At 69.7% G+C, this 25585-nt stretch carries 22 protein-coding genes; 9 read left to right on the top strand and 13 right to left on the bottom strand.

Going from position 1 to position 25585, the window contains the following annotated elements; translation table 11 throughout:
• Positions 1-74 precede the first annotated feature (74 nt).
• The 7 genes from ACJH6I_RS18820 to ACJH6I_RS18790 all read left to right on the top strand — a co-directional run bounded on the left by ACJH6I_RS18820 (position 75) and on the right by ACJH6I_RS18790 (position 6826).
• Positions 75-560 carry a hypothetical protein gene (locus ACJH6I_RS18820; RefSeq protein ID WP_318984717.1) on the top strand — a complete coding sequence of 162 codons (486 nt, stop codon included), beginning with the start codon at positions 75-77 and terminating at the stop codon, positions 558-560.
• Between the two features lie 26 nt (positions 561-586).
• A complete protein-coding gene (locus ACJH6I_RS18815; RefSeq protein ID WP_212808044.1) occupies positions 587-1306 on the top strand; it encodes a CoA pyrophosphatase in 720 nt (239 codons plus the stop codon).
• A 100-nt stretch (positions 1307-1406) separates the two neighbouring features.
• Positions 1407-2780: a sulfatase gene (locus tag ACJH6I_RS18810; RefSeq protein WP_318984718.1), complete on the top strand. Its 1374-nt coding sequence runs from the start codon at positions 1407-1409 to the stop codon at positions 2778-2780.
• A 62-nt stretch (positions 2781-2842) separates the two neighbouring features.
• Complete coding sequence (gene stf0 / locus ACJH6I_RS18805) at positions 2843-3643, top strand: trehalose 2-sulfotransferase (protein ID WP_020103908.1); 801 nt, start codon at positions 2843-2845, stop codon at positions 3641-3643.
• Complete coding sequence (gene cysD / locus ACJH6I_RS18800; RefSeq protein WP_064986140.1) at positions 3640-4551, top strand: sulfate adenylyltransferase subunit CysD; 912 nt, start codon at positions 3640-3642, stop codon at positions 4549-4551. Before stf0 ends, cysD begins: the two co-directional genes overlap by 4 nt.
• Entirely contained in the window at positions 4551-6410 is a 1860-nt protein-coding gene (gene cysC / locus ACJH6I_RS18795) for an adenylyl-sulfate kinase (RefSeq protein ID WP_318984719.1), read from the top strand. The genes cysD and cysC overlap by 1 nt, the downstream gene beginning before the upstream one ends.
• 209 nt (positions 6411-6619) lie before the next feature.
• A complete protein-coding gene (locus ACJH6I_RS18790) occupies positions 6620-6826 on the top strand; it encodes a hypothetical protein (RefSeq protein ID WP_318984720.1) in 207 nt (68 codons plus the stop codon).
• On the opposite strand, the gene ACJH6I_RS18785 is transcribed toward ACJH6I_RS18790, so the two are convergent.
• Positions 6820-7587: a trans-aconitate 2-methyltransferase gene (locus ACJH6I_RS18785; RefSeq protein ID WP_318984721.1), complete on the bottom strand. Its 768-nt coding sequence runs from the start codon at positions 7585-7587 to the stop codon at positions 6820-6822. The two genes, ACJH6I_RS18790 and ACJH6I_RS18785, sit on opposite strands and share 7 nt — an antisense overlap.
• Before the next feature lie 51 nt (positions 7588-7638).
• On the opposite strand from ACJH6I_RS18785, the gene ACJH6I_RS18780 reads away from it, so the two are divergent.
• Positions 7639-8538 carry an amidohydrolase family protein gene (locus ACJH6I_RS18780; RefSeq protein WP_318984722.1) on the top strand — a complete coding sequence of 300 codons (900 nt, stop codon included), beginning with the start codon at positions 7639-7641 and terminating at the stop codon, positions 8536-8538.
• A gap of 9 nt (positions 8539-8547) precedes the next feature.
• On the top strand, positions 8548-9783 hold the full coding sequence (locus tag ACJH6I_RS18775; protein WP_318984723.1) for an alpha/beta fold hydrolase: 1236 nt from the start codon (positions 8548-8550) through the stop codon (positions 9781-9783).
• 20 nt (positions 9784-9803) lie between these two features.
• On the opposite strand, the gene eccE is transcribed toward ACJH6I_RS18775, so the two are convergent.
• From eccE to ACJH6I_RS18715, 12 genes are all read right to left on the bottom strand, one after another.
• Positions 9804-10709 (bottom strand): type VII secretion protein EccE, encoded by a 906-nt coding sequence (gene eccE / locus ACJH6I_RS18770; RefSeq protein WP_318984724.1) that lies wholly within the window; start codon positions 10707-10709, stop codon positions 9804-9806.
• A complete protein-coding gene (gene mycP / locus ACJH6I_RS18765; protein WP_406784388.1) occupies positions 10706-12085 on the bottom strand; it encodes a type VII secretion-associated serine protease mycosin in 1380 nt (459 codons plus the stop codon). Before mycP ends, eccE begins: the two co-directional genes overlap by 4 nt.
• Positions 12085-13506, bottom strand: a complete 1422-nt coding sequence (eccD, locus tag ACJH6I_RS18760; RefSeq protein ID WP_406784387.1) for a type VII secretion integral membrane protein EccD — start codon at positions 13504-13506, stop codon at positions 12085-12087. The genes mycP and eccD overlap by 1 nt, the downstream gene beginning before the upstream one ends.
• Positions 13484-14356 carry an ESX secretion-associated protein EspG gene (locus tag ACJH6I_RS18755; RefSeq protein WP_406784406.1) on the bottom strand — a complete coding sequence of 291 codons (873 nt, stop codon included), beginning with the start codon at positions 14354-14356 and terminating at the stop codon, positions 13484-13486. The genes eccD and ACJH6I_RS18755 overlap by 23 nt, the downstream gene beginning before the upstream one ends.
• Positions 14357-14409: 53 nt before the next feature.
• Positions 14410-14697 carry a WXG100 family type VII secretion target gene (locus ACJH6I_RS18750; RefSeq protein ID WP_020103897.1) on the bottom strand — a complete coding sequence of 96 codons (288 nt, stop codon included), beginning with the start codon at positions 14695-14697 and terminating at the stop codon, positions 14410-14412.
• A gap of 42 nt (positions 14698-14739) precedes the next feature.
• Positions 14740-15033 (bottom strand): WXG100 family type VII secretion target, encoded by a 294-nt coding sequence (locus tag ACJH6I_RS18745; RefSeq protein WP_212808036.1) that lies wholly within the window; start codon positions 15031-15033, stop codon positions 14740-14742.
• Between the two features lie 61 nt (positions 15034-15094).
• Positions 15095-16651: a PPE family protein gene (locus ACJH6I_RS18740; protein WP_318984727.1), complete on the bottom strand. Its 1557-nt coding sequence runs from the start codon at positions 16649-16651 to the stop codon at positions 15095-15097.
• A 1-nt stretch (position 16652) separates the two neighbouring features.
• Positions 16653-16961, bottom strand: coding sequence for a PE family protein (locus ACJH6I_RS18735; RefSeq protein ID WP_318984728.1), 309 nt, complete (start codon positions 16959-16961; stop codon positions 16653-16655).
• Positions 16961-20950 (bottom strand): type VII secretion protein EccCa, encoded by a 3990-nt coding sequence (gene eccCa, locus ACJH6I_RS18730; protein ID WP_406775403.1) that lies wholly within the window; start codon positions 20948-20950, stop codon positions 16961-16963. Before eccCa ends, ACJH6I_RS18735 begins: the two co-directional genes overlap by 1 nt.
• Entirely contained in the window at positions 20947-22530 is a 1584-nt protein-coding gene (gene eccB, locus ACJH6I_RS18725) for a type VII secretion protein EccB (protein ID WP_406784386.1), read from the bottom strand. Before eccB ends, eccCa begins: the two co-directional genes overlap by 4 nt.
• Positions 22527-24347, bottom strand: coding sequence for a type VII secretion AAA-ATPase EccA (eccA, locus tag ACJH6I_RS18720; RefSeq protein WP_406784405.1), 1821 nt, complete (start codon positions 24345-24347; stop codon positions 22527-22529). The genes eccB and eccA overlap by 4 nt, the downstream gene beginning before the upstream one ends.
• Positions 24348-24694: 347 nt before the next feature.
• Positions 24695-25582, bottom strand: a complete 888-nt coding sequence (locus tag ACJH6I_RS18715; RefSeq protein ID WP_061003143.1) for a class I SAM-dependent methyltransferase — start codon at positions 25580-25582, stop codon at positions 24695-24697.
• Between the last annotated feature and the right edge of the window lie 3 nt (positions 25583-25585).

Below are 25585 nucleotides of genomic sequence, written 5' to 3'. Positions count from 1 at the left end.
GAGTGTGAGACAACACGTCCACGCTCGGCGCCGTTTCTCGTGGTGCATTCACCCCCGGGGCCTACGCTGAAGGCATGGCTGTACTGCTGCGCAAGCTGCTCGGCATCGGCAATCTGCCCGATGACATCCGTGAGCAGCTCCAGGCCGAGGGGCTGCTGCACGTGGCCGAGTTCGTCCCGGTGACGTTCCGGTTCTCCGGCCACGTCCCCGGCAAGGTCGCCAAGAGCACCCTCCGCAGCCTGGTGGGCGCATTGGTGATCACCGAGAAGCGGCTGCTCGGCACGCTGTCGTCGGTGCCGAAGAAGGGCGCCAAGACCGTCAACCACCTGTGGGACGCGCCCGCCGGCACCATGGTCCGTGCCGAGCTGGACGAGTCCGGTCTGCTGCTGGACGCCCCCGATCTCTCCGCGGTCGACCCGAGTTTCGAGGGTTCGATGTCGCTGCGCTACAAGACGCCGCTACCCGCCGACCTGCTGGCCGCGCTGCCGGCCCGGGCATTCACATTCGACGTGCCCAACAAATACGTGTACCTGGCCTGTGGGATGCCGCCCACCACCTGAATCAGCCGGCGCGTAGCGTCGGGCCGATGACGATCCGGTACGACGACGCACTGCGCGAGCAGATCGGGACGCACCTGGCCGGCCACCGCCGGCGGGTGGTCGACGACCCCACCAAGCGCCACGCCGCGGTGGCCATCGTGCTGGTGGACTCCGAGCGCGGTGAGGACCGGATCGACCCCGCCCCGGTCGACGAATGGATCGGTGGCCGGCCGCTGCCCGACCAGAATCTGGACGGCCGCATGGTCGACGTCGCCGGCGGCGCGGCGTTCCTGTTGTGCCGCAGGACGTCCCGGCTGAACTCGCATTCCGCGCAGTGGGCGCTGCCCGGCGGGCGCCTCGATCCCGGCGAGACGGTCGTGGACGCCGCACTGCGCGAGCTGCACGAAGAGGTCGGCATCAAGCTGGCGGAGGAATCCGTGCTGGGGCTGCTCGACGACTACGCGACGCGCTCCGGATACGTCATCACGCCCGTGGTGGTGTGGGGCGGCGGCCGGCTGGACCCGCAGCCGTCACCCGACGAGGTGCTGGCCGTGTACCGCGTCGGGCTGCACCAGTTGCAGCGGCCGGACTCGCCGCGGTTCATCTCCATTCCCGAGAGCGACCGTCCGGTGGTCCAGATTCCGCTGGGCAACGACCTCATCCACGCGCCCACGGGCGCGGTCCTGCTGCAGATGCGCTGGCTCGGGCTGGAAGGCCGGCCGGACCCGGTCGACGAGCTGGAGCAGCCGGTGTTCGCGTGGCGCTGAGGCGGGCACGAATCATGCCGCACGAAACCGTTGAACAGTAAAGCAATTCGCGGTTTCATGGCTGATTTCGTGACCATGATCGCCAGGAGGTAGCCGACCCATGCCCCACACGCCGGGCCAGAACGTGCTGTTCGTGCACTGGCACGACCTCGGGCGCTACCTCGGGGCGTACGGTCACCACGACGTCAGCAGCCCGCGGCTGGACCAACTGGCCGCCGAAGGCATCCGCTTCACCCGGGCCCACGCCACCGCCCCGCTGTGTTCACCGTCGCGCGGTTCGATCTTCACCGGGCGCTACCCGCAGAGCAACGGGCTCGTCGGGCTCGCGCACCACGGGTGGGAGTACTACGCGGGCGTCCAGACGCTACCCCAACTGCTGTCCGAATACGGTTGGCACACAGCACTGTTCGGAATGCAACACGAGACGTCGTTCCCGTCCCGGCTGGGGTTCGACGAGTTCGACGTGTCGAACTCCTTCTGCGAGTACGTCGTCGAACGGGCGGTGCAATGGCTCGAGGAACCACCACAGAAGCCGTTCCTGCTCACCACCGGGTTCTTCGAGACGCACCGGCCGTACCCGCGGGAACGCTACGAACCCGCGGCCAGCGACACCGTCAGCGTCCCGGACTACCTGCCCGACACCGACAGTGTGCGGGACGACCTGGCGGAGTTCTACGGGTCCATCGCCGTCGCCGACGCGGCGGTGGGGCAGCTGCTCGACGCACTCGAGGCCGGCGGACTGGATCGCAACACGTGGGTGGTGTTCCTCACCGATCACGGTCCGGCGCTGCCGCGGGCCAAGTCGACGCTGTACGACGCCGGGACCGGCATCGCCGTGATCGTGCGGCCACCGCGCGATACCGGCATCGAGCCACGGGTTTACGACGAACTGTTCAGCGGGGTGGATCTGCTGCCGACGCTGCTGGACTTGCTCGGGGTACCCGTTCCGGCCGCCGTCGAGGGGCTGTCGCATGCGGAGGCGCTGACCGGGGCCGGGGCCCAGCCCGTGGTACGCGAGGAGGTCTACACCGCCAAGACCTATCACGACTCGTTCGACCCCATTCGCGCAGTGCGAACAAAAGACTTCAGTTACATCGAGAACTATGCCTCGCGCCCGTTGCTGGACCTGCCGTGGGACATCGCCGACAGTCCACCGGGCCGCGCGGTGCAGTCGGCCATCGGCGACCCGCGCCCCGCCCGCGAACTGTACGACCTGCACGCCGACCCCACTGAGCGGCACAATCTGCTCCTCGACGTGCAGCCCGAATATCACGCGGTGGCAGCGCAATTGGCCCTCAAGCTCAACACGTGGCGACAGCAGACGGGCGATGTCATACCCTCGGATTTCACCGGGACTCAGATCTCGGACCGCTACACCGGGACGTATCTGAGCATCCACGGACGCCCCGCACGGAGCCGCTCGGCGGCGGCCTCCGACCGCGGAATCAACGCGGATTCGACGTCGCAAGACTAATACTCATTGTGCGAAAAATCCCCTTCTGCAAGGGATTTCGGTGCAGGCTAGGCTCTTGCGCCATGACAGCACCGACGGCCTATCTGGTCCTCGCATCACAGCGCAGCGGCAGCACGCTTCTGGTCGAGTCGCTGCGCGCCACCGGTGTGGCCGGCGAACCGCAGGAGTTCTTCCAGTACCTGCCACACAGCAGCATGTCGCCGCAGCCGCGCGAGTGGTTCGCCGACACCGAGGACGAGTCGATCCTGCGGCTCCTCGACCCGCTGATCGACGGCAGGCCCGAACTGGCGCCTGCGACCATCTGGCGGGACTACATCCAGACCGCCGGCCGCACACCCAACGGGATCTGGGGCGGCAAGCTCATGTGGAACCAGACCGCGCAGCTGCAACGACGAGCCAAGGACCTGCCGGACCGTTCCGGTGACGGGCTGCTGGCCGCCATCCGCGACGTCATCGGCTCCGATCCGGTGCTCATCCACATCCACCGGCCCGACGTTGTGTCCCAGGCGGTTTCGTTCTGGCGCGCGGTGCAGACGCGGGTGTGGCGGGGCCGCCCGGACCCGGTGCGCGACGCCCGCGCCGAGTACCACGCCGGTGCCATCGCCCACGTCGTGAAGATGCTGCGGGCCCAGGAAGAGGGCTGGCAGAACTGGTTCGCCGAGGAGAACGTGAACCGGATCGAAGTGCCGTATCCGGTGTTGTGGCGCAACCTGACCGAGGTCGTCGGCGATGTGCTGGAGGCGCTCGGCCAGGACCGCAGGCTCGCACCGAAACCGGTGCTGGAACGTCAGGCCGATCAGCGTTCAGACGAATGGGTGGAGCGCTACCGCGCCGAAGCCGAAAAGGAGGGGCTGCCGGTATGAGCACCACAGATACCCAGGTCGACGAACTCCGGCTGCTCGAAGCCGAGGCCGTGCACATCATCCGCGAGGTCGTGGCCGAGCTGGAACGCCCGGTGCTGCTGTTCTCCGCGGGCAAGGACTCGATCGTCCTGCTTCGCCTGGCGGAGAAGGCATTTCGGCCCGGTCCGCTGCCGTTCCCGGTGCTGCACGTCGACACCGGCCACAACTTCCCGGAGGTCATCGACTTCCGGGATCGCCGTACGACGGGCCAGGGGCACAAGCTGATCGTCGGGTCGGTGCAGGAGAGCATCGACACCGGCCGGGTGGCCGATCCGGGACCGGGTGCCTCGCGCAACCGGCAGCAGACCCGCACGCTGCTGGATGCGCTGGAGGCCGGCGGCTTCGACGCCGCATTCGGCGGCGCCCGCCGCGACGAGGAACGCGCCCGCGCCAAGGAACGCATCCTGAGCTTCCGCGACGAGTTCGGCCAGTGGGACCCGCGGGCCCAGCGGCCCGAGCCCTGGTCGCTGTACAACGGCCGCATCCGCAAGGGCGAGCAGGTCCGCGTGTTCCCGCTGTCCAACTGGACCGAGCTCGACATCTGGCGCTACATCGAGCTGGAAAACCTTGAGCTGCCGTCGATCTACTTCGCACATGAACGCGAGGTGTTCGAGCGCGACGGCATCCTGCTCGCCGTGTCGGAGTACACCCAACCCGGTCCCGGCGAATCGGCGGCAGTCGAGTGGGTGCGCTACCGCACCGTCGGCGACCTCACCATCACCGGCGCGGTGCGGTCGAAAGCCGTCGACATCGCGAGCGTGATCACCGAGATCTCCGCTGCGACCGTGTCGGAACGCGGCGAGACCCGGGCCGACGACCGCACGTCGGTGGCGGCGATGGAAGACCGTAAGCGAGAGGGCTACTTCTGATGAGCACCAGGCAACTTCTGCGCATTGCCACCGCGGGCTCGGTCGACGACGGCAAGAGCACCCTGATCGGCCGGCTGCTGCACGACACCGACAGCCTGCCGCTCGACCACCTCGACGCCGTCACCGACGACGACGGTGTGGCCGACCTGGCAGCCCTTTCCGACGGCCTGCGCGCCGAACGCGAACAGGGCATCACCATCGACGTGGCCTACCGCTTCTTCTCCACCGAGTCCCGCAGCTACATCCTGGCCGACACCCCGGGCCATGAGCGCTACACCCGCAACATGTTCACCGGCGCCTCCAACGCGCACGTGGCGATCCTGCTGGTCGACGCCCGCGCCGGCGTGCTGCGCCAGACCCTGCGCCACGCCCGGATCGCAAAGCTGTTGGGCATCAAGCATTTCGCGGCGGCGGTCAACAAGATCGACCTCGTCGACTTCGACCAGGCCCGGTTCGACGCGGTACACGACGAGCTCGGCAAGGTCGCGGCCCGGCTGGGCGCGGTGGACCTGACCGTGATTCCGCTCGCGGCCAAGCTCGGCGACAACGTCGTGCACCGTTCGGAGAACGCCCCGTGGTACGAGGGACCGACGCTGCTGGAGTACCTCGAGGGCATCGAACTCAGTGCGCCACAACCCGAACCGGCGAAGCTGCGGCTGCCCATCCAGTGGGTGTCCCGCCCCACCGCCGAGCTGCGCCGTCGCTACACCGGCCGGCTGACCGCCGGCACCCTGAAGGTCGGCGACACCGTGCTCAGCCTGCCGGCCGGCACCAGCTCGACCGTCACGGCTGTGGACACGCTCGATGACGACCGCACCACAGCCGTTGCCCCACTGTCGGTTTCGATCGAGCTGGCCGACGACATCGACGTCGGCCGCGGCGACGTGCTCGTCAGCAGTGCCGAGAACGCGTCGGTCCCAGTGCTGGCCCGCGAACTCGACGCGACGGTGTGCTGGTTCGCCGAGACCCCGCTGCGGGCCGGTGACCGACTGGCGCTCAAGCAGGGCACCCGCACCGTCCGCGCCACGGTGCAGGCGCTGCACACGCGGCTCGACCCCGAGACGCTGGACGACATCGATCAGCCGGTCGAGTTGGTACTCAACGACATCGGCGCCGTCACGCTGCGGACCAGTTCGACCGTCATCGCCGACCCGTACCGCGACAACCGGGAGAGCGGCGCGTTCATCCTGATCGACGAGACGTCCAACGACACCGTCGGCGCCGGCACCATCACCGAGCCGCGCGAGGTGAAGCTCGGCACCCACTCGCGCAGCGACATCCGTTGGCACCATTCGTCATTGGACCGGTCCTACCGGTGGGCGCGGACCGGGCAGCGGGGCGCGACCATCTGGTTCACCGGGCTGCCGGCATCGGGGAAGTCGACGCTGGCCGTCGCGGTCGAGCGGGCGCTGGTCGAAAGCGGGCAGGTGGCCTATCTGCTCGACGGCGACAACATCCGGCACGGGCTGTCCGACGACCTGGGATTCTCGGCCGGTGACCGGGCCGAGAACATCCGCCGGGTGGGTCACCTGGCCCGGCTGCTGGCCGACTCGGGTGTGGTGGCGCTGGCCTCGCTGGTGTCGCCGCTGAAGTCGGACCGCGACACCGCACGCGAGCTGAGCACCGTCGCCAAGTTGCCGTTCATCGAGGTCTACGTGTCCACCCCGCGCAGCGAGTGCGAGCGCCGCGACCCCAAGGGCCTGTACGCCCGCGCCAAGGCCGGTGAGCTGCGCGGCCTGACCGGCGTCGACGCCCCCTACGAGCCGCCGGAGAACCCGGATCTCGTCGTCGATACCACCGGCGCCGACATCGACACCCTGGTCGCCCAGGTGCTGGGCGCTCTCAACCCCCTCCGCTGACCAGGGATTTGTGCACGTTTTTCCGCGGTCGGCGCGGAAAAACGTGCACAAATCCCCGTGGCGGTGTCCCCCGATCGGGGGACAGTGAATTCATCCTGTTGAGGGCCCGGCTGGTGGACAGACGGCCGGGCCCCGCTGCGCGACTCTTGAGTCAACACCGGATCACCCCGGATACGACATCAAAAGCCCACAGCAGCAGGAGAATTCAGATGAGCATCGTCACCCGCTGGGTCAGCTACTTCATCATCGTCATCGGTCTGACCGTCGCGCCCGGCCTCATCGCGATCGGCCTGGCCACGTCCGCTCACGCCGCGCCGTCCACCACCTCGAGCTCAGTGCACCAGGTGTTCGCGCACCAGAACAACGCGCCCCAGCCGGGGACCCCGATTCAGCACCAGTACCAGCAGATTCACTGATTCGTCTGGCCGACCACGAAGATCCGGCGGAACGGGAAGAACGTCGTGCCGTCGGGCTGGGGTGGATACGCCTGTGCCAGCAGCGGGATGATCGCCTGTCGGTACCGCTCCCAGGCGTCGTCGGTCAGCCGGGAGCGGACGTCGGTCAGCGCGGTTCCGGTGATCCAGTCCAGCACCGGTGTGGCACCGGTCAATTGATGCAGATACGTCGTCTCCCAGGCGTCGACGGTGCACCCCGCGCCGGTCAGCAGCGCGGCGTAGCCCGCCGGGTCGTCGACCACGTTCGTCTCGCGGAACCGGATGTCGGCCAGCGCTTCGGCGAACTCCGGATACCGGGCCACCTCCCGCACCGCCTGATGTGACGGCGAGTCGAAGTTGCCGGGCACCTGAAAGGCCAGCCAGGCACCCTTCGGCAGTTCGGCGGCCCACCGTCGCAACAGGTCGCGGTGCTCCGGAACCCATTGCAGCACAGCGTTACTCACCATCACATCGGTGTCCGCCGCAGGCGCCCAGTCGGCGGCCGCCACCACCCGGGCGTCGACGCCGCGTGCCTGGGCCGCCTCGACCATCTCCGGTGAGTTGTCCACCGCTTCGATCACCGCGCCGGGCCAGCGCTCCGACAGCGTCGCAGTCAGATTCCCGGGGCCGCAGCCCACGTCCGCCACGCGCCGGGGTGCCTGGGCACCGACGCGCGCGAGCAGGTCGTAGAAGGGCCGGCCGCGGTGGTCGGCGAAGGCGAGGTAGGTGTCCGGATTCCACACATCCCCATCCTGCCGCCGGGTCCTGGCGCGCGCCTGCCATTCTGTTGAGTGATGGACGATTCAGTACGCGACTTCTGGCAGTCGCTGGGCCTTCCCGGCCTGATCGACGTGCACACCCATTTCATGCCCAAGAACGTGATGGACAAAGTGTGGAAGTACTTCGACAGCGCCGGGCCGCTCACGGGCCGCACCTGGCCCATCACCTACCGCACCGAGGAGCAGCACCGGCTGGAGACGCTGCGTGGTTTCGGGGTGCTGGCGTTCACGTCGCTGGTCTATCCGCACAAGCCCGACATGGCCGCCTGGCTGAACCAGTGGGCCGCGCAGTTCGCCGCGCAGACCCCCGACTGTCTGTCGACGGCGACGTTCTTCCCGGAGCCCGGCGCAGCCGACTACGTGGCCGAGGCCATCGCCGGCGGCGCCGAGGTTTTCAAGGCGCACGTCCAGGTCGGCGCCTATCACCCCGCCGACCCGCTGCTCGACGACGTGTGGGCCGCCATCGACGAGGCCGGCGTCCCGGTGATCATCCACTGTGGTTCCGGCCCGACGCCCGGCGCGCACACCGGCCCAGGCCAGATCCGCACCGTGCTGGACCGGCATCCGGGTCTGAAGCTGATCATCGCGCACCTGGGCATGCCCGAATACACCGACTTCCTGGACCTCTGCGAACGATTCGACGGCGTACACCTGGACACCACCATGGCGTTCACCCCGTTCATCGAGGAGTCCATGCCGTTCCCGCCTGCCGAATTGCCGCGCCTGGCTGCGCTCGGTGACCGCGTCCTGTTCGGCAGCGATTTCCCCAACATCCCGTACCGGTACGGCGAGTCCCTCGAGGTGCTCAGCAAGGTGGCCCCGGACGACGACTGGCTGCGAAAAGTGCTGTACCACAACGCCGCCAGGCTGTTCGATCTCGAAGATCGGCTGACGGGCGCCGAGAACCGGGGTTAGCATCCGAACGTGAACAATCCGCACGGCGATGCGTTCAACCCACCCGTCCCGGTCCCAGACGTACCGGGCGCGGACGCCACCGCCCGCGGACTGCCGCGCCGGTCCGACCTGACGTGGCAACAGAAGCTGATCGTCGACTCCTCGGCCGTGGCTGACCTGGGCCTTCGTACGGCGCTGGCCTCGGTGATCGGCGCCGGCATGTTTCCGCGGATGGCAGCGTCGGCGGTGCGCAACCGGGCCGGCGACGACCCCGACGCCCTGCGGTTCTATGCCGAACTCGCCGCCACCAAGGACCCCGGGCAGTGTTTCCCGGCGCCCAGCGGTCCGCCGCAGGTGTCCACGCGCCCCGCCGGCGCCATCGCGCAGTGGGTCGCGCGCGGCCAGGTGCAGAACATCTGGTTCCAGAGCAGTTACGACGCCGTGTATCCCGGCATGCGGGACCGGCGACGCGGCTATGCGCGCAACAACGTGGTGCATGCCCAGCATTGGCGGCACGACGACGGTCCGCGTCCCACACTGTGCGTGATCCACGGGTTCATGGGCTCGCCCTACCTGTTCAACGGCTTGTTCTTCTCGCTGCCGTGGTTCTTCCGCTCCGGGTACGACGTCCTGCTGTACACCCTGCCGTTCCACGGGCCGCGGGCCGAGAAGGGCTCTCCGTACAGCGGCTACGGCTTCTTCATGGACGGCGTCCCCGGCTTCGCCGAGGCCATGGCGCAAGCGGTGCACGACTTCCGTTCCGTGCTCGACTATCTGGAGCACACCGGGGTCGACCGCGTTGCCCTGACCGGAATGTCGCTGGGCGGCTACACCTCGTCGCTGATCGCCTCGGTCGACGACCGCATCCAGGCCGTCATCCCTAACGTCCCGGTGGTGACACCGGACCGCACGGTCGACGAATGGTTCCCGGCCAATCTGCTGGTCAAGCTGAGCAACCGGTTGGCGCACACCGACGACGACCTGATCGCCACCGCCGGGCAGTACCACTCACCGCTGAACTACCGGCCGCTGGTGCCGCGCGACCGCCGGCTGATCATCGCGGGTCTGGGTGACCGCCTGGCGCCGCCGCAGCAGGCCGAACTGCTGTGGGAACACTGGGATCGCTGCGCGTTCCACTGGTTCCCCGGCAACCACATCCTGCATGTCAGCCAGCCCGACTACCTGCGCCGCATGACCAAGTTCATGAGCCCGTTCATGTTCGACGGCAGCGACCGTCAAGCCGACCGGGCCCGTTCGGCCCGTTGACCCTGGAGTCCGACTCGGCGTTACGCCCGCGCCGCAGGCGCAACGGCAGTGTCAGCGCCGCGCCCCGACAGCTCCGCGAGTAACTCGCTCGTCAGCGCACCCGGCCGCGTGCCGAGGCCGCCGGCCGACGCCGGGGCCATCGCCGCGAGCAGCGGCCCCTGCCGGCCCGACTCGCGCGCCAGGCCCGCGACAGCCGCCGCGGCGGGAGCGTTGGCCGTGCGTACCGCGCAGGCTGCGGAAATGGTTGCGCCGGGCGCGAACTCGAGCACGGTCCAGAGTTCGGTCGTCGAGGCCAGCTCGGCCAGACAACCGGGCAGCCGCTGATCGGCGGGCAGCCCGTATGCCGTCAGGTAGCCGTCCTCGTCACGGACCGCACGCCACGTCTCGCGCGCGCCGTCTGACCGGGGCGCGGGGGCGGCCTCGGTGACCGCGACCGGGACGCCGGCTTCGCGCAGCTGGTCGGCCAGCCGTCGGGCCACCTTCTCCGCGGTGTCCGCGAGCGGCAGCTCCGACGAGCGCGCCTGCAGCGCAGCCAGATTGGATGCGGCCGTCACGGTCACGCTGACCCATGCGCTGCGCGTGCCGTCCAATCGGCGTTCGGTGACGCGCACCGAGTCACACCGCACGCCGTACCGGTCGACGTAGGACGCGACGAGAGGCAATGCGTCGTAAGGGAATTCGTCGGCTTCCAGCACGACAGTGACCTGGCCGGCCGGCGGCCGCGCGGCACCGCGCCGGTTCCGGCGCCACACCGCGAACCGCCGGGCCACCATCGTGGTCAGGAACATGCCGCGCCACCAGGCGAACACCAGCAGCACCACGGCGACCGCGACACCCAGGATCCACTTGTGCGGCGTCGTGTGCCACGGGTACGTCATAACCGCCGGGATTATCACCAGCAGTGCCAACGTGATTCGGGCCGTCATCGGGCGTCGTCCTTTCTTCGGTACGCGACCAGGGCGATCAGTGCGGCGACGGCCAGCACTGCCGCACCGGTGAACGCGATGGTCCGGGGCGTGGTGTCCTTCGGCGCCGGCTCCGGCGGCATCGCCACCGCAACAGATTTCGGTGCCGGGGCTGTCGCCGGCAGGTCCCAGGTCAGTGCCGCAACGGGGTCGACGACGCCGGCGCCCACCAGGTTCGACGGCATGCGCGCGGCACCGTGCGCGGTGGCGGTCAGCCGGTGCGTCACATCCGCCGCGTTGAGTGCGGGAAATCGACTGCGCACCAGGGCCGCGACGCCGGCGACGTACGCGGCGGCGTAGCTGCTGCTGCGCAACGGGAACAGGTCACCGCGTTCGTTGGGCAGTGCGTTGGCCAGGCCGTTCACGCCGGTCGACGCGACGTTCTCCCCTGGTGCCGAGATGCCGACCCACGGCCCGGGTGTGGTGAAGTCCGACGGTTGTCCGGTGGCGTCGAGCGACCCGACCGACAGCACGTACGGCTGCCACCAGGACGGGATGGACACCGACTTGACGCCGGCCCAGTTGCGCGGGTCGGCCGTGTTCCCGGGATTGTCCAGGGGGTTGGCCTCGCAGGACGGGCCACCGGCCAGGCCGGCCCGATCATTGCCTGCGGCGGCGACGATCACCGCATCCTTTTCCTGCGCAGCGTATTTCAGGGCCGCGCCCAGTTCGGTCTGATCGACAGGCCGGTCGGCGGGCAGGCAGGTGACCGCCGTGATGGCGATGACCTTGGCGCCGCGGTCGGCGGCATGCACCACGGCCCGGGCCAGTGACGCGACCGCGATGGTCGCATACGCCGCGGCCGGATCTCCCCCGTTACCGCGGGGCGCGTACCGCTCCGACGTCTGACGGATGGCCAGGATGCGGGCGCCCGGCGCGACGCCGGAGAACCCGTCCGCGCCCGGCTGACCGGCGATCAGTCCGGCCACGAGCGTGCCGTGGCCATCGCAATCGGTGAGCCCGTCGGTGTTCTCCACATAGTCGCCGCCGGCGTCCACATTGGGCAACCGCGGACCGGGATGCACGCCGGTGTCGATGACCGCCACCGTCTGTCCGTCACCGCGGCTGAAGGCCCAGGCACCCGGCACATTGAGCAGGGTGTGGCCCGGACCCGGTGCGCCCGGATCGGTGCCGGGCAGCACGCCGGCGGTGACGCACTGTCCGCGCTGCCCCATCGCCGCGACGGGGCCGACGCTGCCCGATGGCGGCGCCGCGTGTTCGTCGACGTGCGGCGGCACGACGGCACCGGCGGTCGGCACCAGCGCCGTCGGCACCACTGCGGCGGTGGCGGCGAAAGCGGCTGTCAGGACGGAGATTCCGCGCCGGATGGCCACCATCACCGGTTGATGACCCAGGCGAACAGACCCACCAGGTAGGCCAGCACCGGGATCAGCGAAGCGTCCAAGGCCGTCGCCGCGAAGCCGACCAGGCGACGCATCGGCAGCGAATAGGTCTGCGGGTCGGCGACCTGGGGGTTCAGTGCGGCCACCACGCCGACCGCGACGAGCACCGCGAGCACGCCCAGCGACCACCATGCGTTGGCGTAGTGGCCACCGATCGCGAACATCGTGAGAAGCACGGCCGCAACGAGATACGGCTGGCCGAGCAGCCACACCTTGCACGGCACCGAGTCCCAGATGCGGGCCCGCAGCGCCGTCGCCAGTGCCGCGGCCACGACCACGTACCACGCCCACGGCGACGGGTGGGCCCCGGCCACCAGGACCACCGAGCCCGTGGTCATGGTCAGCACGGCACCGGCGAGGAAGCCCGTCTGGTGTGCGTCACACACGCGGACCCGGCGCGGCAGATCAGCCAGCACCGACCGCGGCAGGGCCGACGGCGTCGGGTCGCCCGGTGCCGGGATGTTCGGCACCGGGAAGCGCGCCCACAGCGTCGACAGCTGCGCGGCCTGGACCATGACCAGCAGCGCGAAAACGATGAGCACAGCACCGATCACGGCGTTGCCCAACTGCCAGATCGACGCAGCGCCACCGACGATCACGCCCGCGATACCGAGGACGGTCGTGGCGGTGAAGGCCGCGATGGCCTGGCCGCCGACGGTGATGCTGACGATCGACCAGGCCGCGACCGCCGCCGCACCGAGGAGCAGGGCGGCCGGACCGGTCGGGCCGGGGACCGCCAGCGCGAAGGCGGCACCGACCGGCAGCAGTGCCGCCAGGCTCAGGGCGGTCGCGAGCCGCGGCATGGCCGGACGGGTCAACAGCGCAGCCGCGACGGTCAGCACCGCCACGCCGATGACGGTGAACAGCCCGGCCGGCTGGCCGGTACGCACACGCACCAGCGTCGCCAGCGCGGTGGCGAGCACCGTCAGGGCCACGACGGCCCACGCCGCGAAACGCCGGATATGCGCGTTACCCCAGGGGTTTTCGCGGGCAGCGGAGAAGATCGCGGCGGCATCGGCGATGTCCTCGACGATGCGCGGCGCCGGCGGACCGGCAGGCACGGGCTGCAGCGCCAGCAGGTCACCGTCGACCACACCGACTGTGTCGAGGGTGGCGTCGAGGCTGTACGCCGCACCGCCCAGCGGCGCGAGTGACAGCTCGGCGGGGGCTGCGGAGTCGGGTGCCCCGTTGACTCCGACGATGCGCCGCACGGCAGGCACGATCTCGCGCAGGGGCAGGCCGGCCGGCAGGGCGACGTCGGTGAGTCGCCCGCGACCACCCTGCTCGTCGCCCGCGGCGAGCACCGCGACCCGCACAATCGGCATCGCGGTACTACCAGACGTGTTGGGGGACATGTTCTTTCCGTTCTCCAGTCGAGGTCTCGAAGTCTCGGGTCAGGTTCGCCGTGGGGAACCAGGGACCGTCGGGCAGTGTCGCGGTCAGCCGCTGCACCGCAGCGGTGACGGCGAGGTCGGTGCCCGGGGTGAAGTTTGAAATCCAGGTGCCGTCAGCGGCTTTCATCGGTGCGACGACGACGCGGCCGGCGGCGGTGTCGACGATGCTGACGCCGACGTCGGTGCTGATCCGGTGTCCGTCTCGGTGGTCCCCCGCGACGATCTCCACGTAGCTGCGGCCGGGTGCGAAGGCGGCCCGTACGACAGCATGCGCGGACACCGGGATGCCGAGGTGCTCCATCACGTCGTCCAGCGAGTCGCCGCGGCGCAGTCGTTCGTCGGCCTTGGCCCCGATGTGGGCGGGCATCGCGAATTCGTCGAACCGGGCCGGCGCCCGGCCGGACAATCCTGCCGTGAGCACCGGTACCAGTGCATCCGGCGACGCGACGGTCAGTTCGGTGCAGGTCATCAGGTGCTCGCTGCGCAAGACCGCCACGGTCAGGTCGCCGTTGCGCACGAGGATGCCGCGCAGCATGGCGCCGGCTCCGGACACCCATCGCAGTTCCAGCCAGCGCCGGGGCCGGCATACGGCCCGAATCCATTGCGCGACAGCGGGATGCACGGAGCCATCGGCGGACAGCACCCCCATCCGCGTCAGCGCGGTGACCTGGTCGGCGTCGAAGCCGTCCTTGGCGGCGGGGTCGCTGTAGGGCTGCGTGATGGCCAGCACCCACGGAAAGCCCCCGGCGCCGAGACGGTCCGCGAGGAACCAAGCTTGCTCCGCGGTGAGTTCGACCGCGGAGACCGGGATTCCGGCGCGTTCCGGGTCACCGAGTGACCCGGAGCGCGCCGAAACCGTTGGACCTAAACCCACTTGGCGCCTTCGGCGCTGTCGCGTGCGCTCATCGACAGCGTGTTCGTCTCGTGGGTGCTCGCCATCGCCCGGTAGGCGTGGACGAGTTCTTCCATCGCGGTGTTCCACTGGGCCTGCCACGCCTGGTAGCTGGTTCCGGTGTCACCCTGCCAGGCGCCGGCCAGCGCGGCCTGCTCGCTGGCGATGTCGAGTCCGACGGCGTGCAGGGCACCGGCGTAACCGGTCATCTCACCGGCGTGGGCCAGCATCGCCGGGTAGTTGTACATGATCTGGGACATGAGATCTCCTCGCTGCTAGGTGTCTGGGTGTGGGTGCGGCGGTCAGACCGAGGTGTAGGTGCCGGCCGCGGCGGTGTCCTGCGCGACGTAGGTGCCGGCCGCGTCGCCGAGGTTGGCCTGCGCGATGTCGAGCAGGGCGTTGACCTTGGCGGCGACCGCCATGAAGCGGACGTGTGCGGCCTGGAACGCGACGGCCGAGTCACCCTGGTGGAAGCCCTGGGCCGACTGCGCGGCCTGCTCCGCCTGGGCGATGGTGCTGCGCATCAGTGCGGCCTTGGCGGAGAAGGCCGACTCGGAAGCGACCAGCTGGGGGATGTGTGCGTCGAGCATGCTCATAGTGATTCCTCTCGGGATTCGTCCGGATTCTGTTGGTGGTCAAGTCTTTTCGTCCGCAGGATCAGCGGTTGGCACCGCCTTCCGTGTCCCAGCTGCCGGGCAGCATGGGTTCGGTGACACCGCCCCCGTAACCGTTGCCGGTCAGGCGGTTCAGGCCTGTTGCCTGCTGGTCCTGGCGGGTCACCGTGCCGCTGAAACCGATCGGTCCGGCACCGCGGGCCGAAGCGAGAACATCGGCACGGGGAGCCCGGTCTGAACCGGCGTCATCCCCGAAGTCCGGATCGACCTCCGAGTTCATGTCCATGTACTCGTCGCGGACACCGCGCTCTTTCGCTGCGCGGCGGCGACGGGCGCGGCGACGCTCGGCCGCTGCTGCTGCCGCGGCTGCTGCTGCGGCGGCAGCGATGCCGGACGCCGGTGCCGGCGCGGTGGCGCCGTCCCGCACGGTCGGGGTGAAGCCCGGTCCCGGATCGTCGACGGCCACCGCGTATGCCATCAGCGGTGCCGGCGCTGCCGGCGCGGGAGCCGCTGCCGACGCGGCCGGAGCGGGTGCGGGCGCACTCGCCGGGGAGGCGGGGGTGGCCGGCACCGTCGGGGCGACGCTGACGACCGGCATCTGGTGGTCGACGGCCTGCAATTGCGGCGGCGGCGGGAACGCGTCGGCGACTTCGGGATCCGGCACGTAGTCGGGTTCCAGCAGGGCCAACAACCCGAGGCTCGACAGGCCGACGGCGATCAGCGCCGGCCCCCACAGCGGTGCCGACAGCATCGCGCCCCAGGTGCCCCAGCCCACGGGCTGGAAGAACGCCTGATAGCCGAGCGCGAAAAGCAGTGGCCCCCAGGTGACCAACGCCTGCGAGGGGTTGGTCAGGAAGTCGAAGATCATCTGCTGGATCTGGCCCAGCGGATCCTGCAGGAACTTCCAGATCAGATCGCCGCCGGGCAGCGTCTTGATGTAGTTGTACAGGTAGTCGGTGATCGCGTTCGACGTGTCCAGCGACGTACCGGCATCCGCTGCCTGTAGTTGGGCGCCCGCCTGCGTCGCGCTCGCCGACGCGGTGCCGGCCTCACCGATGCCCGCCGCCAGCATCATCGGTGCCGGCGTCGTCGTCGGGGCCGCCGCCACCGCCGCGCCCGACACCGCCTGGTAGGTGCTCATCACGGTCGCGGCCTGCAGCCACATGCGGGCGTAGTCGGCTTCGTTGAGCGCGATCGGAATCGTGTTGATACCGAAGAAGTTCGTCGCGATCAGCGCGGCGTTCACGACGTGGTTGAGGGCCAGTTCGGGAAGCGTCGGCATCGCGGCCAGGGCGGTGGTGTAGGCCGCCGCGGCGGTCTCGTGCTGGACCGCGTTGGCGGCGCTGTTGGCACTGGCCTGTGCCAGCCACGTCAGATACGGCGCGTGGGAGGCGATGTACTGCTCGGCGCTCGGCCCCTCCCAGGCCCCCGCCTGGACCTCACCCAGCAACGCGGTGAGTTCAGCTGCGGCCGAGGCATATTCGGCGCTCAGCGACTGCCACGCAGCCGCCGCGGCCAGCAGGGAGCCCGGACCGGGCCCACTGGACAGCAGCGTCGAATGGACCTCCGGCGGCAACGCCATCCAGATGGGGGCGGTCATGTCAGCCCAGGACCGTGACGTAGGTGGCGGCGGCTTCGGCGTCGCCCGTCGCGTAGCTGATTCCGGCTTCGGTGACACCGCCGCCGGCGCGGCCGAGTTCGGTGACGCCCTGCGTCGCGACCGCCTCGTGCTGTGCGCCGTGGGCGCTGAGGCTGATCGCCGTCTGCAGCGAAACCGGATCCGCGGCGGGCGGGATCACCGCGGTGACCGCGGGAGCGGCCGCGGCGTGGGCGGCGGCGAGCCGAGCGGTGAGCGCCTCGACGGCGGCACCGGCTGCGGTCAGTCCTTCGGGAACGACGCGCAAGGTCATCAGTGGAACTCCCCTCGTTGTGTTCCGGTGGGCCGCCCGGTGATCGGGTCTGCCACCAGCGGATTGATCAACTGGACATACGTGGCCTCGTCGCTGTCGCCGAGCACCATGGCCCGACCGGCCGGCAGCCGGTTGAACCGGTGGCCGCGGATGCGGCCGCTGTCCTGCGGGTTGCCGGACAGCATCACGGTGGTGGCCTGCAGCTCGTTGAGCCTGCGCAGCAACGGAGCCGTCATCACCGCGTGGGCGGAGCCGGCGGCCCGGGCGGTGACGATCACCCGCAGACCCAGTTCGGACGCCTGGGACAGCAGCCCCAGCAGCGCCGTCCAGGGCCGCTGGCCGACGAACGGACCACTGACCGCGGGGGCATCCGGGATCTGGTCGACGTCGTCGATGATCAGGTAGTGCAGGTGGTTGCCCTGCCCGTTCCGGTATGTCCAGCCGCTCAGCTCGGCGGCCGTCAGACCCGCTGGGGGCCTGCGCTTTTCGAGCAGCGCGGCCAGACCGAGCATCGCCGGGGTCACGCGGTCGATATTGGGCGTGTACTCGTTGTCCGGGAACAACGGCTCGTCCACCAGGTGCAGCCGGCGATCGATCACGGTGAACGCGACCGACTCCGGCGTGGCGTTGTCGCGGACCGTACGGATCACGTGCCGCAGCAGCGTGGTCTTGCCGGACTTGGCGTCGCCCAGCACCATCAGCAGCGGGTTCGCCGCGAAGTCGACCGTGACCGGGGCCAGGTCCTGCTCGCGCTGACCGATGACGATCGTCTCGGGGCTGTGGTACAGCGGCGCAAGGGTTTCCGGGGCCAGGTCCGTCGGCAGCAGGCGCACGGGCGGCGCCGTCTGCCCCGGGTACCGGTCGTTGATGGCGGCGATGGCACCGAGATCCGGTTCGGCGAACAGGAAGTGCTCGGCTGCCATGGTCAGGCCGCGGCCCGGCTGGTCGGCCGGGACGCCGTCGGCGGGGCGGGACAGGGCCGCCACTCCCGGATTACCCGCGGACCGCACATTGCTGTCGCGCGAGTCGGCCAGCTTGAGCTCGAGCCGCAGGCCCAGGCCGTCGCGCATCGCCAGCGGCACCTCGAGCCAGTTGGGCGTCGTGATCACCACGTGGATGCCGTAGGCCATGCCGGTGTTGACCAGTTCGGTCACCTTGGACAGCAACGGGTTCCGGGTGTTGAACGTGTCGGTGTTGTCGCGGCTGAACGCGTACAGGTTGTCGATCACCAGGAACACGTCGCCGTAGCCGTCATCACGCAGGTCGCCGTCACCGGCGGCGGCGCGGGCCTGGCGGGACGCCAGCAGCTGCTCCAGCTCGCCGAAGGTCCGACGGATGCGCTCGGGTTCCAGCGGTGACGCGACGCTGCCGACGTGGGCCAGCGGCTTGAGCGAGCGCAGTCCGCCGCCGCCGTAGTCGAGGCAGTAGAACGTGACCGCACGCGGCGAGTGGGTCGCGGCCGCCGACAGGATGAACGTCTGCAGCGCAGTCGATTTGCCGGACTTCGGCCCACCGTGGATGACCAGGTTGGCGGCCGCCGACGTGGCATCGAAGACCAGCGGGTCGCGGCGCATCTGGAACGGCCGGTCGATCTCGCCCAGCGGCCACCGGCCGTGGCCCGCGGGAATCTCGGTACCGGCCAACAGCTCCGGCAGCGCGATCGGCTCGTCCAGCGGAGCCAGCCACAGGCGCGGCGCCTGCGGACCGTACTGCGCCAACTGCTCGCCGATGGTGGCGACCAGCTTGCGGGGCGGACGCAGATCCGGTGCCGTGTCGGTGACGATCACCGTGTCGGGAGCCGGCGTGACATGACCCGCCGGGAAGAGCTGCGGCTGCGGAACCGCATGCACCACAACCGCTTTCTCGGCACGTGGCGGGTCATAGATGCCGTCCACGTAGGTGCTGCGGAACTTCACCGGCACCGCGCCCGGGGTGGGGACCAGGAAGCCCTCGCCCTTGTGTTCCGGACCGGCCTCGATGTGGTACGCGTCCTCGACGCCGATGATCTGCCGGCTGATCGACGGGCTCGCGACCTTCAGACCGATGCGGTAGGAGGTGTTCTTGTCGATGTCCTTGATCCGGCCCACGTCCAGCGTCTGCGACGCGAACAGGATGTGGATGCGGAACGAACGGCCCTTGCGGGCAACGTAGTCGAACAGCTCGGCGTACTCGGGATGGTCGGCGAGCATCAGGGAGAACTCGTCGGCGACGACCAGCAGCGTCGGGATCGGCGGCAGGTCGTGTCCGGCTGCCTGCGCCGCCTCGTACTCCAGCACCGAGTTGAAGGCGCTGCCCTGCACGCGGCGACCGGCCTCCATCAGCAACTGCTCACGCCGGGCCACCTCACCGCGGAGGGTGTCCGCGAACCGGTCGGCCAGCGAGCGCTTCTCGGCCATGTTCGAGATGACGGCCACCACCTGCGGGAAGTCCCGGAAGATGTCGGCGCCAGCCTCGCCCTTGAAGTCGGCGTAGATGACGATGAGGCGGTCGGCCGAGTGAGTCGTCAACAGCGACAACAGGATCGACATCAGGGTCTGCGACTTGCCCGAGCCCGTCATACCGATCATCAGACCGTGCGGACCCATGCCGCCTTCGGCCTCGTCCTTCAGGTCGAACATCAGCGGTTCACCGGTGGCGGTGACACCGATGGGCACGCGCAGCTCCTCGGCCCGCGAGCGCGGCGCCCACAGGCCGGCGACGTCGAGCGCTGCCGCATCCGGGATGCCCAGCAGGGTGCCGAAGGTGGCCAGGCCGGCGCCCGTGCTCCGGGCCCGGTTCGGGTTGGAGTCCCAGCGCGCGAGGCCGCGGGCCAGGTGCGCCGCGGCGTGCGGCGAAAAGTCGTCGGCGACATCGAAGTACGGCTGCCAGCCGGACGCGGCCCACCGCTCGATGCGGCCACCGGACACGCGCAGCACCGGGCGGTCGGGGTCCGGGTACTCGGGCTGTTCGGTGCCGCGCTGCAGCACCGTGACACCGGCCAGGCCGGTCCGCGGCAGCAGCTCACCGAGGTCGGCGTCCGGGTCGTCCACGACGATCAGCAGGTGCCGCAGCGGCGTGCTGTCGGCGCCGCCGAACGGTTGCCGGTCGGCGAGCTCACCGGACATGAGGGCGGCGAGCTCGGGGACGCCGGCGGCGAGGTAGCGAGCCGGGCCGACACCGTCGATCTGGCCCGGGATGTCACTGTGCGGCAGCCACTTCAGCCACGACCACGATTCCGATTCCAGCGCCTCGGCGTCCGCCGCGGCCAGGGCGATCCCCAGCAGGGCCGGGTCGTGCCACGTCACCGCTTGCGCGATCCAGGCCCGCAGCGCGCCGCGCACCTCATCGGCATCACCGAGCACGGTGATCCGCGAAACCTTGGCCAGGTCGATACCGCCGGGCACCGCGGGCACCGTCCGCTGCACGTCGAGCAGTCCGCGTAGTGCGCTGTGCGACACCGGTTCCAGATCGATCTCGGCCGCGGTGTCCTTGACCTGCAGCACCGTCTCCAGGCGGGCGTCGTGCAGACCGGCACGCACCACCAGGTAGTCGGCGTCGTGCGGGTCGCGCTCCCACTGGCGACGGGTGCCGGCGACTGCGGCCAGCTGGTCGGGCGCCGGGTGGGACCACTCGCGGGCAGCGCGCTGCTCGGCCGCCTGCGCCCGCACGTTGTCCCGCACCACCGACAGGTAGCGCAGGTAGTCGGCGCGTTCGGCGTCGACCTCCTCGGTCCGGGTCTTGTTGTCCGAGCCGCGGTAGAACGCGGTGGCCGCCAACAGGAGTACGAATGGGAAGAACAGCGTCTGCGGCGAGATGACGCGCATGCCGGTGGCCACCAGGGCCACGATCATCCCGACGATCAGGATGACGATCAGGTAGGGCAGCACCCGGCGCAACAACGACGGCGGCACCAGCCGCGGCAGCTCCGGCGGCGGCTCGATGGTGATGACGCTCGCGCGGGTTGCCGGGATGGGCAGCCGGCGCCGCGCTTCGAAGATCAGACGGCTCACGGGTTCTCCCTCACGGCGATTTCGACTGCCGGGCTCGTCCGGGTAGGTACGAGCGCCGGGACCTGCAACGCCTCACTGCGCGACAACGTCGGGCCGGGCGTGAACTGGCTGAGGATCGACCACGGCACCGGCAGCGGTGATGCGGTCAGTCCCAGCGCGGCAGGGGTTTTCCGGTTGGCATTGGTGGCGTCACCCTCGGTGGAGATGCCGTAGCGGACGCCGGTGTCGCTGATCCAGTAGCCCGACAGCGCCGGGGTTCCCCCCTGGCCGGTGGCCTGGACGAAGTAACCGGTGCCCGGAGTCACCGCGACGCGCTGCGCGGTGCCGGCCGGGCCCGCCAGGGCCACGGTGTGTGCATCGGCGGGCAGTGGCAGCGTCGCTCCCGCCAGGAGGGTGAGCGAATTCGTCGTGGCACCATCGTGTTTGGTCCAGCGGGCGCAGGTCAGCGGTGCCTTGGTGGCGTCGACGACGGTCAGCGGGCGCTCCGGGTACGCCGCGGTGTTGATCGCGGTGGAGACCGGGATGCGAGCGACCTGGTCGGCGCTCAGCCGCGGCGGCTGCTCCAGACCGTACGAGTCGGTGTTGCGCAGAATCGCGGCGACGACCTGTGAAATCGGTTGCAGGCCATCGTCGAGGACCGCGTAGTACCGCACCGCGTTGTCGGTGGCGGCCTCGGTGGTGACGGCGGTGACCACGGCGCCGACGGGTGCCGCGACCGGCATGGGGTACGGCGTCGGCTGGCCCGCGTTGACGATCACCGGTGCGGCCAGCGGGGCCGACTCGGGGATCGCGTTGAACAGGCCGTCGGCGATGGCACGGGGCGCGGGCAGGGCAGTTCCGTTGGCGCCCAGGCCGAGTGCTGCCGTCACCGCGCGGTTGTTGAGGTCGACCGCGCTGCGCTTGCCGTTCCACAGCAGCCAGCTGCCGCCGTTGACGCCGGCGGACCCGACACCGTCGTTGCGCACCAGCACGGCATCGTTGGCACCCAGCGCGGCCGCGCGGGATCCGCCTTCGGCGAGCGGGCCGGTGATCAGGGTGGCCCCCACGACCTCGCCCGTGGCCGCGTCACACACGGTCCAGTCGGCGTCACGAGAAGTGTTGGGCACCATACGTTCCGGTGCACCCGGGATACCGATGAGGCTGCCGCGCGCGAACTTGTCCAGCTCCGCGCTCGGAACCAGGGTCGGGTTGTCGGGCCGCCCGGCGATGAGCCGGGCCGACGTCAGGTTCAGGACGGGGTGCAGCTGGTCGCCCACCCGGGCATACAGCGCGGAGGTCTCGCGGTCGGCCAGGATCACGTCGTTACCCGCGACGCCGGCGGGCCGGATCAGGGAGAAGACGAAGCAGCCCGCCAGCGCGGTGACGAGCACCAGGCCACCGACCAGAACGGAGCGGCTCTGCGTCCGCAACGGGTCGACCAGCATCCGGGTATCGTGCATGGCCACACCAGATGCGATGCGGCGCATGAGGAATCGCCAACCCGACACCTGGTGCCGCGTGACGAATCCGCGGCGGTAGTGGATCTGATCCGGGTTCTCGTTGACCGGGGTACGCGAACTGAAGCTCTTACGGTCGGTCACTGGGGCACCACCAGTCCAAGGCCCCGCAGCAGTGGGGCGGCAGAGTTGCTGACGTCACTCGCGGTGATCGTCATGAGTTCGTCGTCGGTGAAGTCGTGCGCGGCAAGGTGATCCAGCCGGTACTCACGTTCTTCTTCGGAGCGCTCCACCAGATTTCGGACGAAGCGGCCGTTACCCGCGATGTCCAGGCTGCGGCGCGCGACACCCGCCGCGTCGGGCGTCGTCGCCGTCGCGAGGTGTCCGAACAGCTGCTCCATCTCCTGCTGCGCAGCGGGTTCGAAGACGCTGTCGCGTTTTTCGGCCATGCGCATCGCGATCTCGGTGAGTTCGGTCGCCGAGTAGGACGGGAAGTCGATGCTGCGGGTGAAGCGCGAGCGCAGACCTTCGTTGGTGTCCAGGAACATGTCCAGGTCTTTGCGGTAGCCGGCGATGATCACGACCAGACGGCTGCGGTCGTTCTCCATGCGGGCCAACAGAGTGTCGATGGCGACCAGACCGAAGTCGTTCTTTGCGCCGGTGGACACCAGCGCGTAGGCCTCGTCGAGGAACAGCACGCCGTCGAGCGCGCTGTCGATGATCGCGTTGGTCTTGGCTTCGGTTTCACCGATGTGCTGGCCGATCAGGTCGGCACGATGCACTTCGCGCACCGTCTCTTTGCGCAGCAGGCCGAGGCCGCAGTAGATCTTGGCGACAACGCGGGCGATGGTCGTCTTACCGGTTCCGGGAGGTCCGGCGAAGACCAGGTGATTGGTGCGCTGGGCCACGGCCAGGCCGCGCTCCTGGCGCCGAATCGACATCGCCACAGAGCTTTTCAGCCGGGCCACCTGGTACTTGACCTCTTCCAGGCCGATGAACTCGGCCAGCTCGGCCTCCGCTTCGACGAGCAGATGAGCCTTGCGCGACTTGGCATCCGGGTCGACGAAGTCGGCCTCGGTCGGCTCGGTCTCGGGATCCCACGGATTGTGCCGGGCCTCGATCCGGGCCGCGGTCGTCGGATCGAGGCCGAAGCTGGTGTCGGTCAACGCATGCTCGGCGTCAGTGTTGTCGGGGTGGGCGGCGTACAGCTCGGCCAGCACGTCGGTGGCCTCGTCGTCCTCGCCCTGCGCCCGCAGCGACAACGCCTTGACGAACGTGCCGTCCACGGCGGCGACCGCGACCGGTCCCTCGGGGTCCTCGAGGTGCGACAGCGCCGGCGCGAACATCCCCAGGTGTGCCAGGGCGATACCCAGCGCGACCCGCGCGGCGTGCGCGTAGTTCGGATCCAGGTTGGGGTCGTTGACGATCGGGGTCAGCTGCCGGACCACGTCGGACCAACGGCGGGTGCGGTGGTGCATGGCCACTCGCACCCAGCGCGCCGGCAGCCAGCCCGGCTTGCGGTCGAGCAGCTCGCCCACCAGCTGATCGGCCTCTTCGTACGCCCCGGCACCGGCGAGTGTTGCGGCGTAAGCGAGTTGGAAGCCGTCCCGGTCGGCGGCGCGGAACTGCAGGTACAGACCACTGTCGTAGGTGAAGCCCAGGTCGCCGTCGGCGAGGTCGAGCGCCCGCTGCAACACGCCGGCCGAAGCCACCGTCCGCCAGATCGCCTCCACCACGTCGGGCGTTGTAGCACCAGCGGCGGCCAACCCGGTCCAGGCGTCGCAGTGCTCGCCGGCGATGCGCGTCAAAGTCAGGAAGCCGCCCAGGGCGGCGTCGAGGTCGGCCGGGCGACGACGACCGTCGACGCTCAGGCCGAGCGCCAGGCAGCCGGTGGCGAACCGGGTCAGCACATCACGGTCGACCCGCGATACCCGCTGCGCCGCATCAACATCGGCGACCACTGTGTTACTGCCCGCGGTGCTCGGTCGCACGTGGGTCCTTTCCGTCGTCGACACGCCAGAGGACGAACCACCGCTCATCTGGCGGCCGCCCTAAGAAGGAGTCGGCATCCGGAACGGGTTGGTTCCCGACGGGCCGAGGAACGGGCACTGTGCCGCCGCGCGGGCGCGCCTTGCTGGAAGTGCGCCGCGGCGGATACCGCAAATGTGTCAGTGCCCATGTCGATGTTCGCGGGATATTAGAGTCCCCGCATATCTCCTTAAGTATGCCTAAGCTAACCCCTGCGAAGTTAGCATTGCATAACTTAAGTTGTCGAGACGCACCCCTCCGTCGGAGCAGGTGACGACGCTCACTCCTTAACGGCAGTGACCAGGGTGTTCGAGGCGATCATGGTCGCGGCTTCCGGATTCGTCGGCACCGGACGGCCCACCGAGCGGAAGTAGTCGGCCAGCCCCGTGGCCTCCGCCCGCCAACCGCGCGCGCCGAACCAGTCCGCCGCCGGGGCGATCTGCTCGTTGTAGATCAGCTTGAAGAAGCCTTCCGCCATGTCGTCCCCGGCGGCACGCTTGGCCGCGAACACCTCAGCCGGCATGGGCTTGCCCTCTTCGACCGCCACCCAACTGCCAGGTGCCGCCAGGGCATCGATTCCGGTGAACAAATCGTCCTGTGCCGTCGCGGGCAGATAGATCAGCAGCCCCTCGGCGATCCACGCCGACGGGCGGGAGGGATCGAAACCGGCGGCCGTGAGTGCCGTCCGCCAGTCGTCGCGCAGGTCGACGGCGATCTCCCGGCGCTCGACCTTCGGTTCGGCTTCGTTGCCGGCCAGCACTTCCCGCTTGAACTCGAGCACCTGCGGTTGATCGAGCTCGTAGATGACGGTGCCGTCGGGCCAGTCCAGGCGGTAGGCGCGCGAGTCGAGCCCTGCGGCCAGTAGCACGATCTGGCGCACACCGGCCGCCGCGGCGCGCTGGAAGTAGGTGTCGAAGTATTTGGTCCGCGAGGCCTGAAAGTTGATGAACGGTTCGCCGAATTCGGGCGTCGCCAACGGATGTTCCGGCGCCTCACCGTCCAACACGTCGGCCCAGACACCGCCGACCGCGCGGGTGAACACCTCCGCATATCGGTCCACCGCAAGCGGATTGGGCTTGGCCGCTTCCAATGCCCGCGCCGCGGCAACCATCACCGCAGTCGATCCAACACTCGAGTTGATGTCCCAGCTGTCATTGTCGGTCCGCACCCG

The organism is Mycobacterium sp. SMC-13 (assembly GCF_045311035.1).
Lineage (GTDB): Bacteria > Actinomycetota > Actinomycetes > Mycobacteriales > Mycobacteriaceae > Mycobacterium.
The sequence above is the reverse complement of the archived record's forward strand: the minus strand, read 5'-3'. Positions and strand labels throughout refer to the sequence as shown.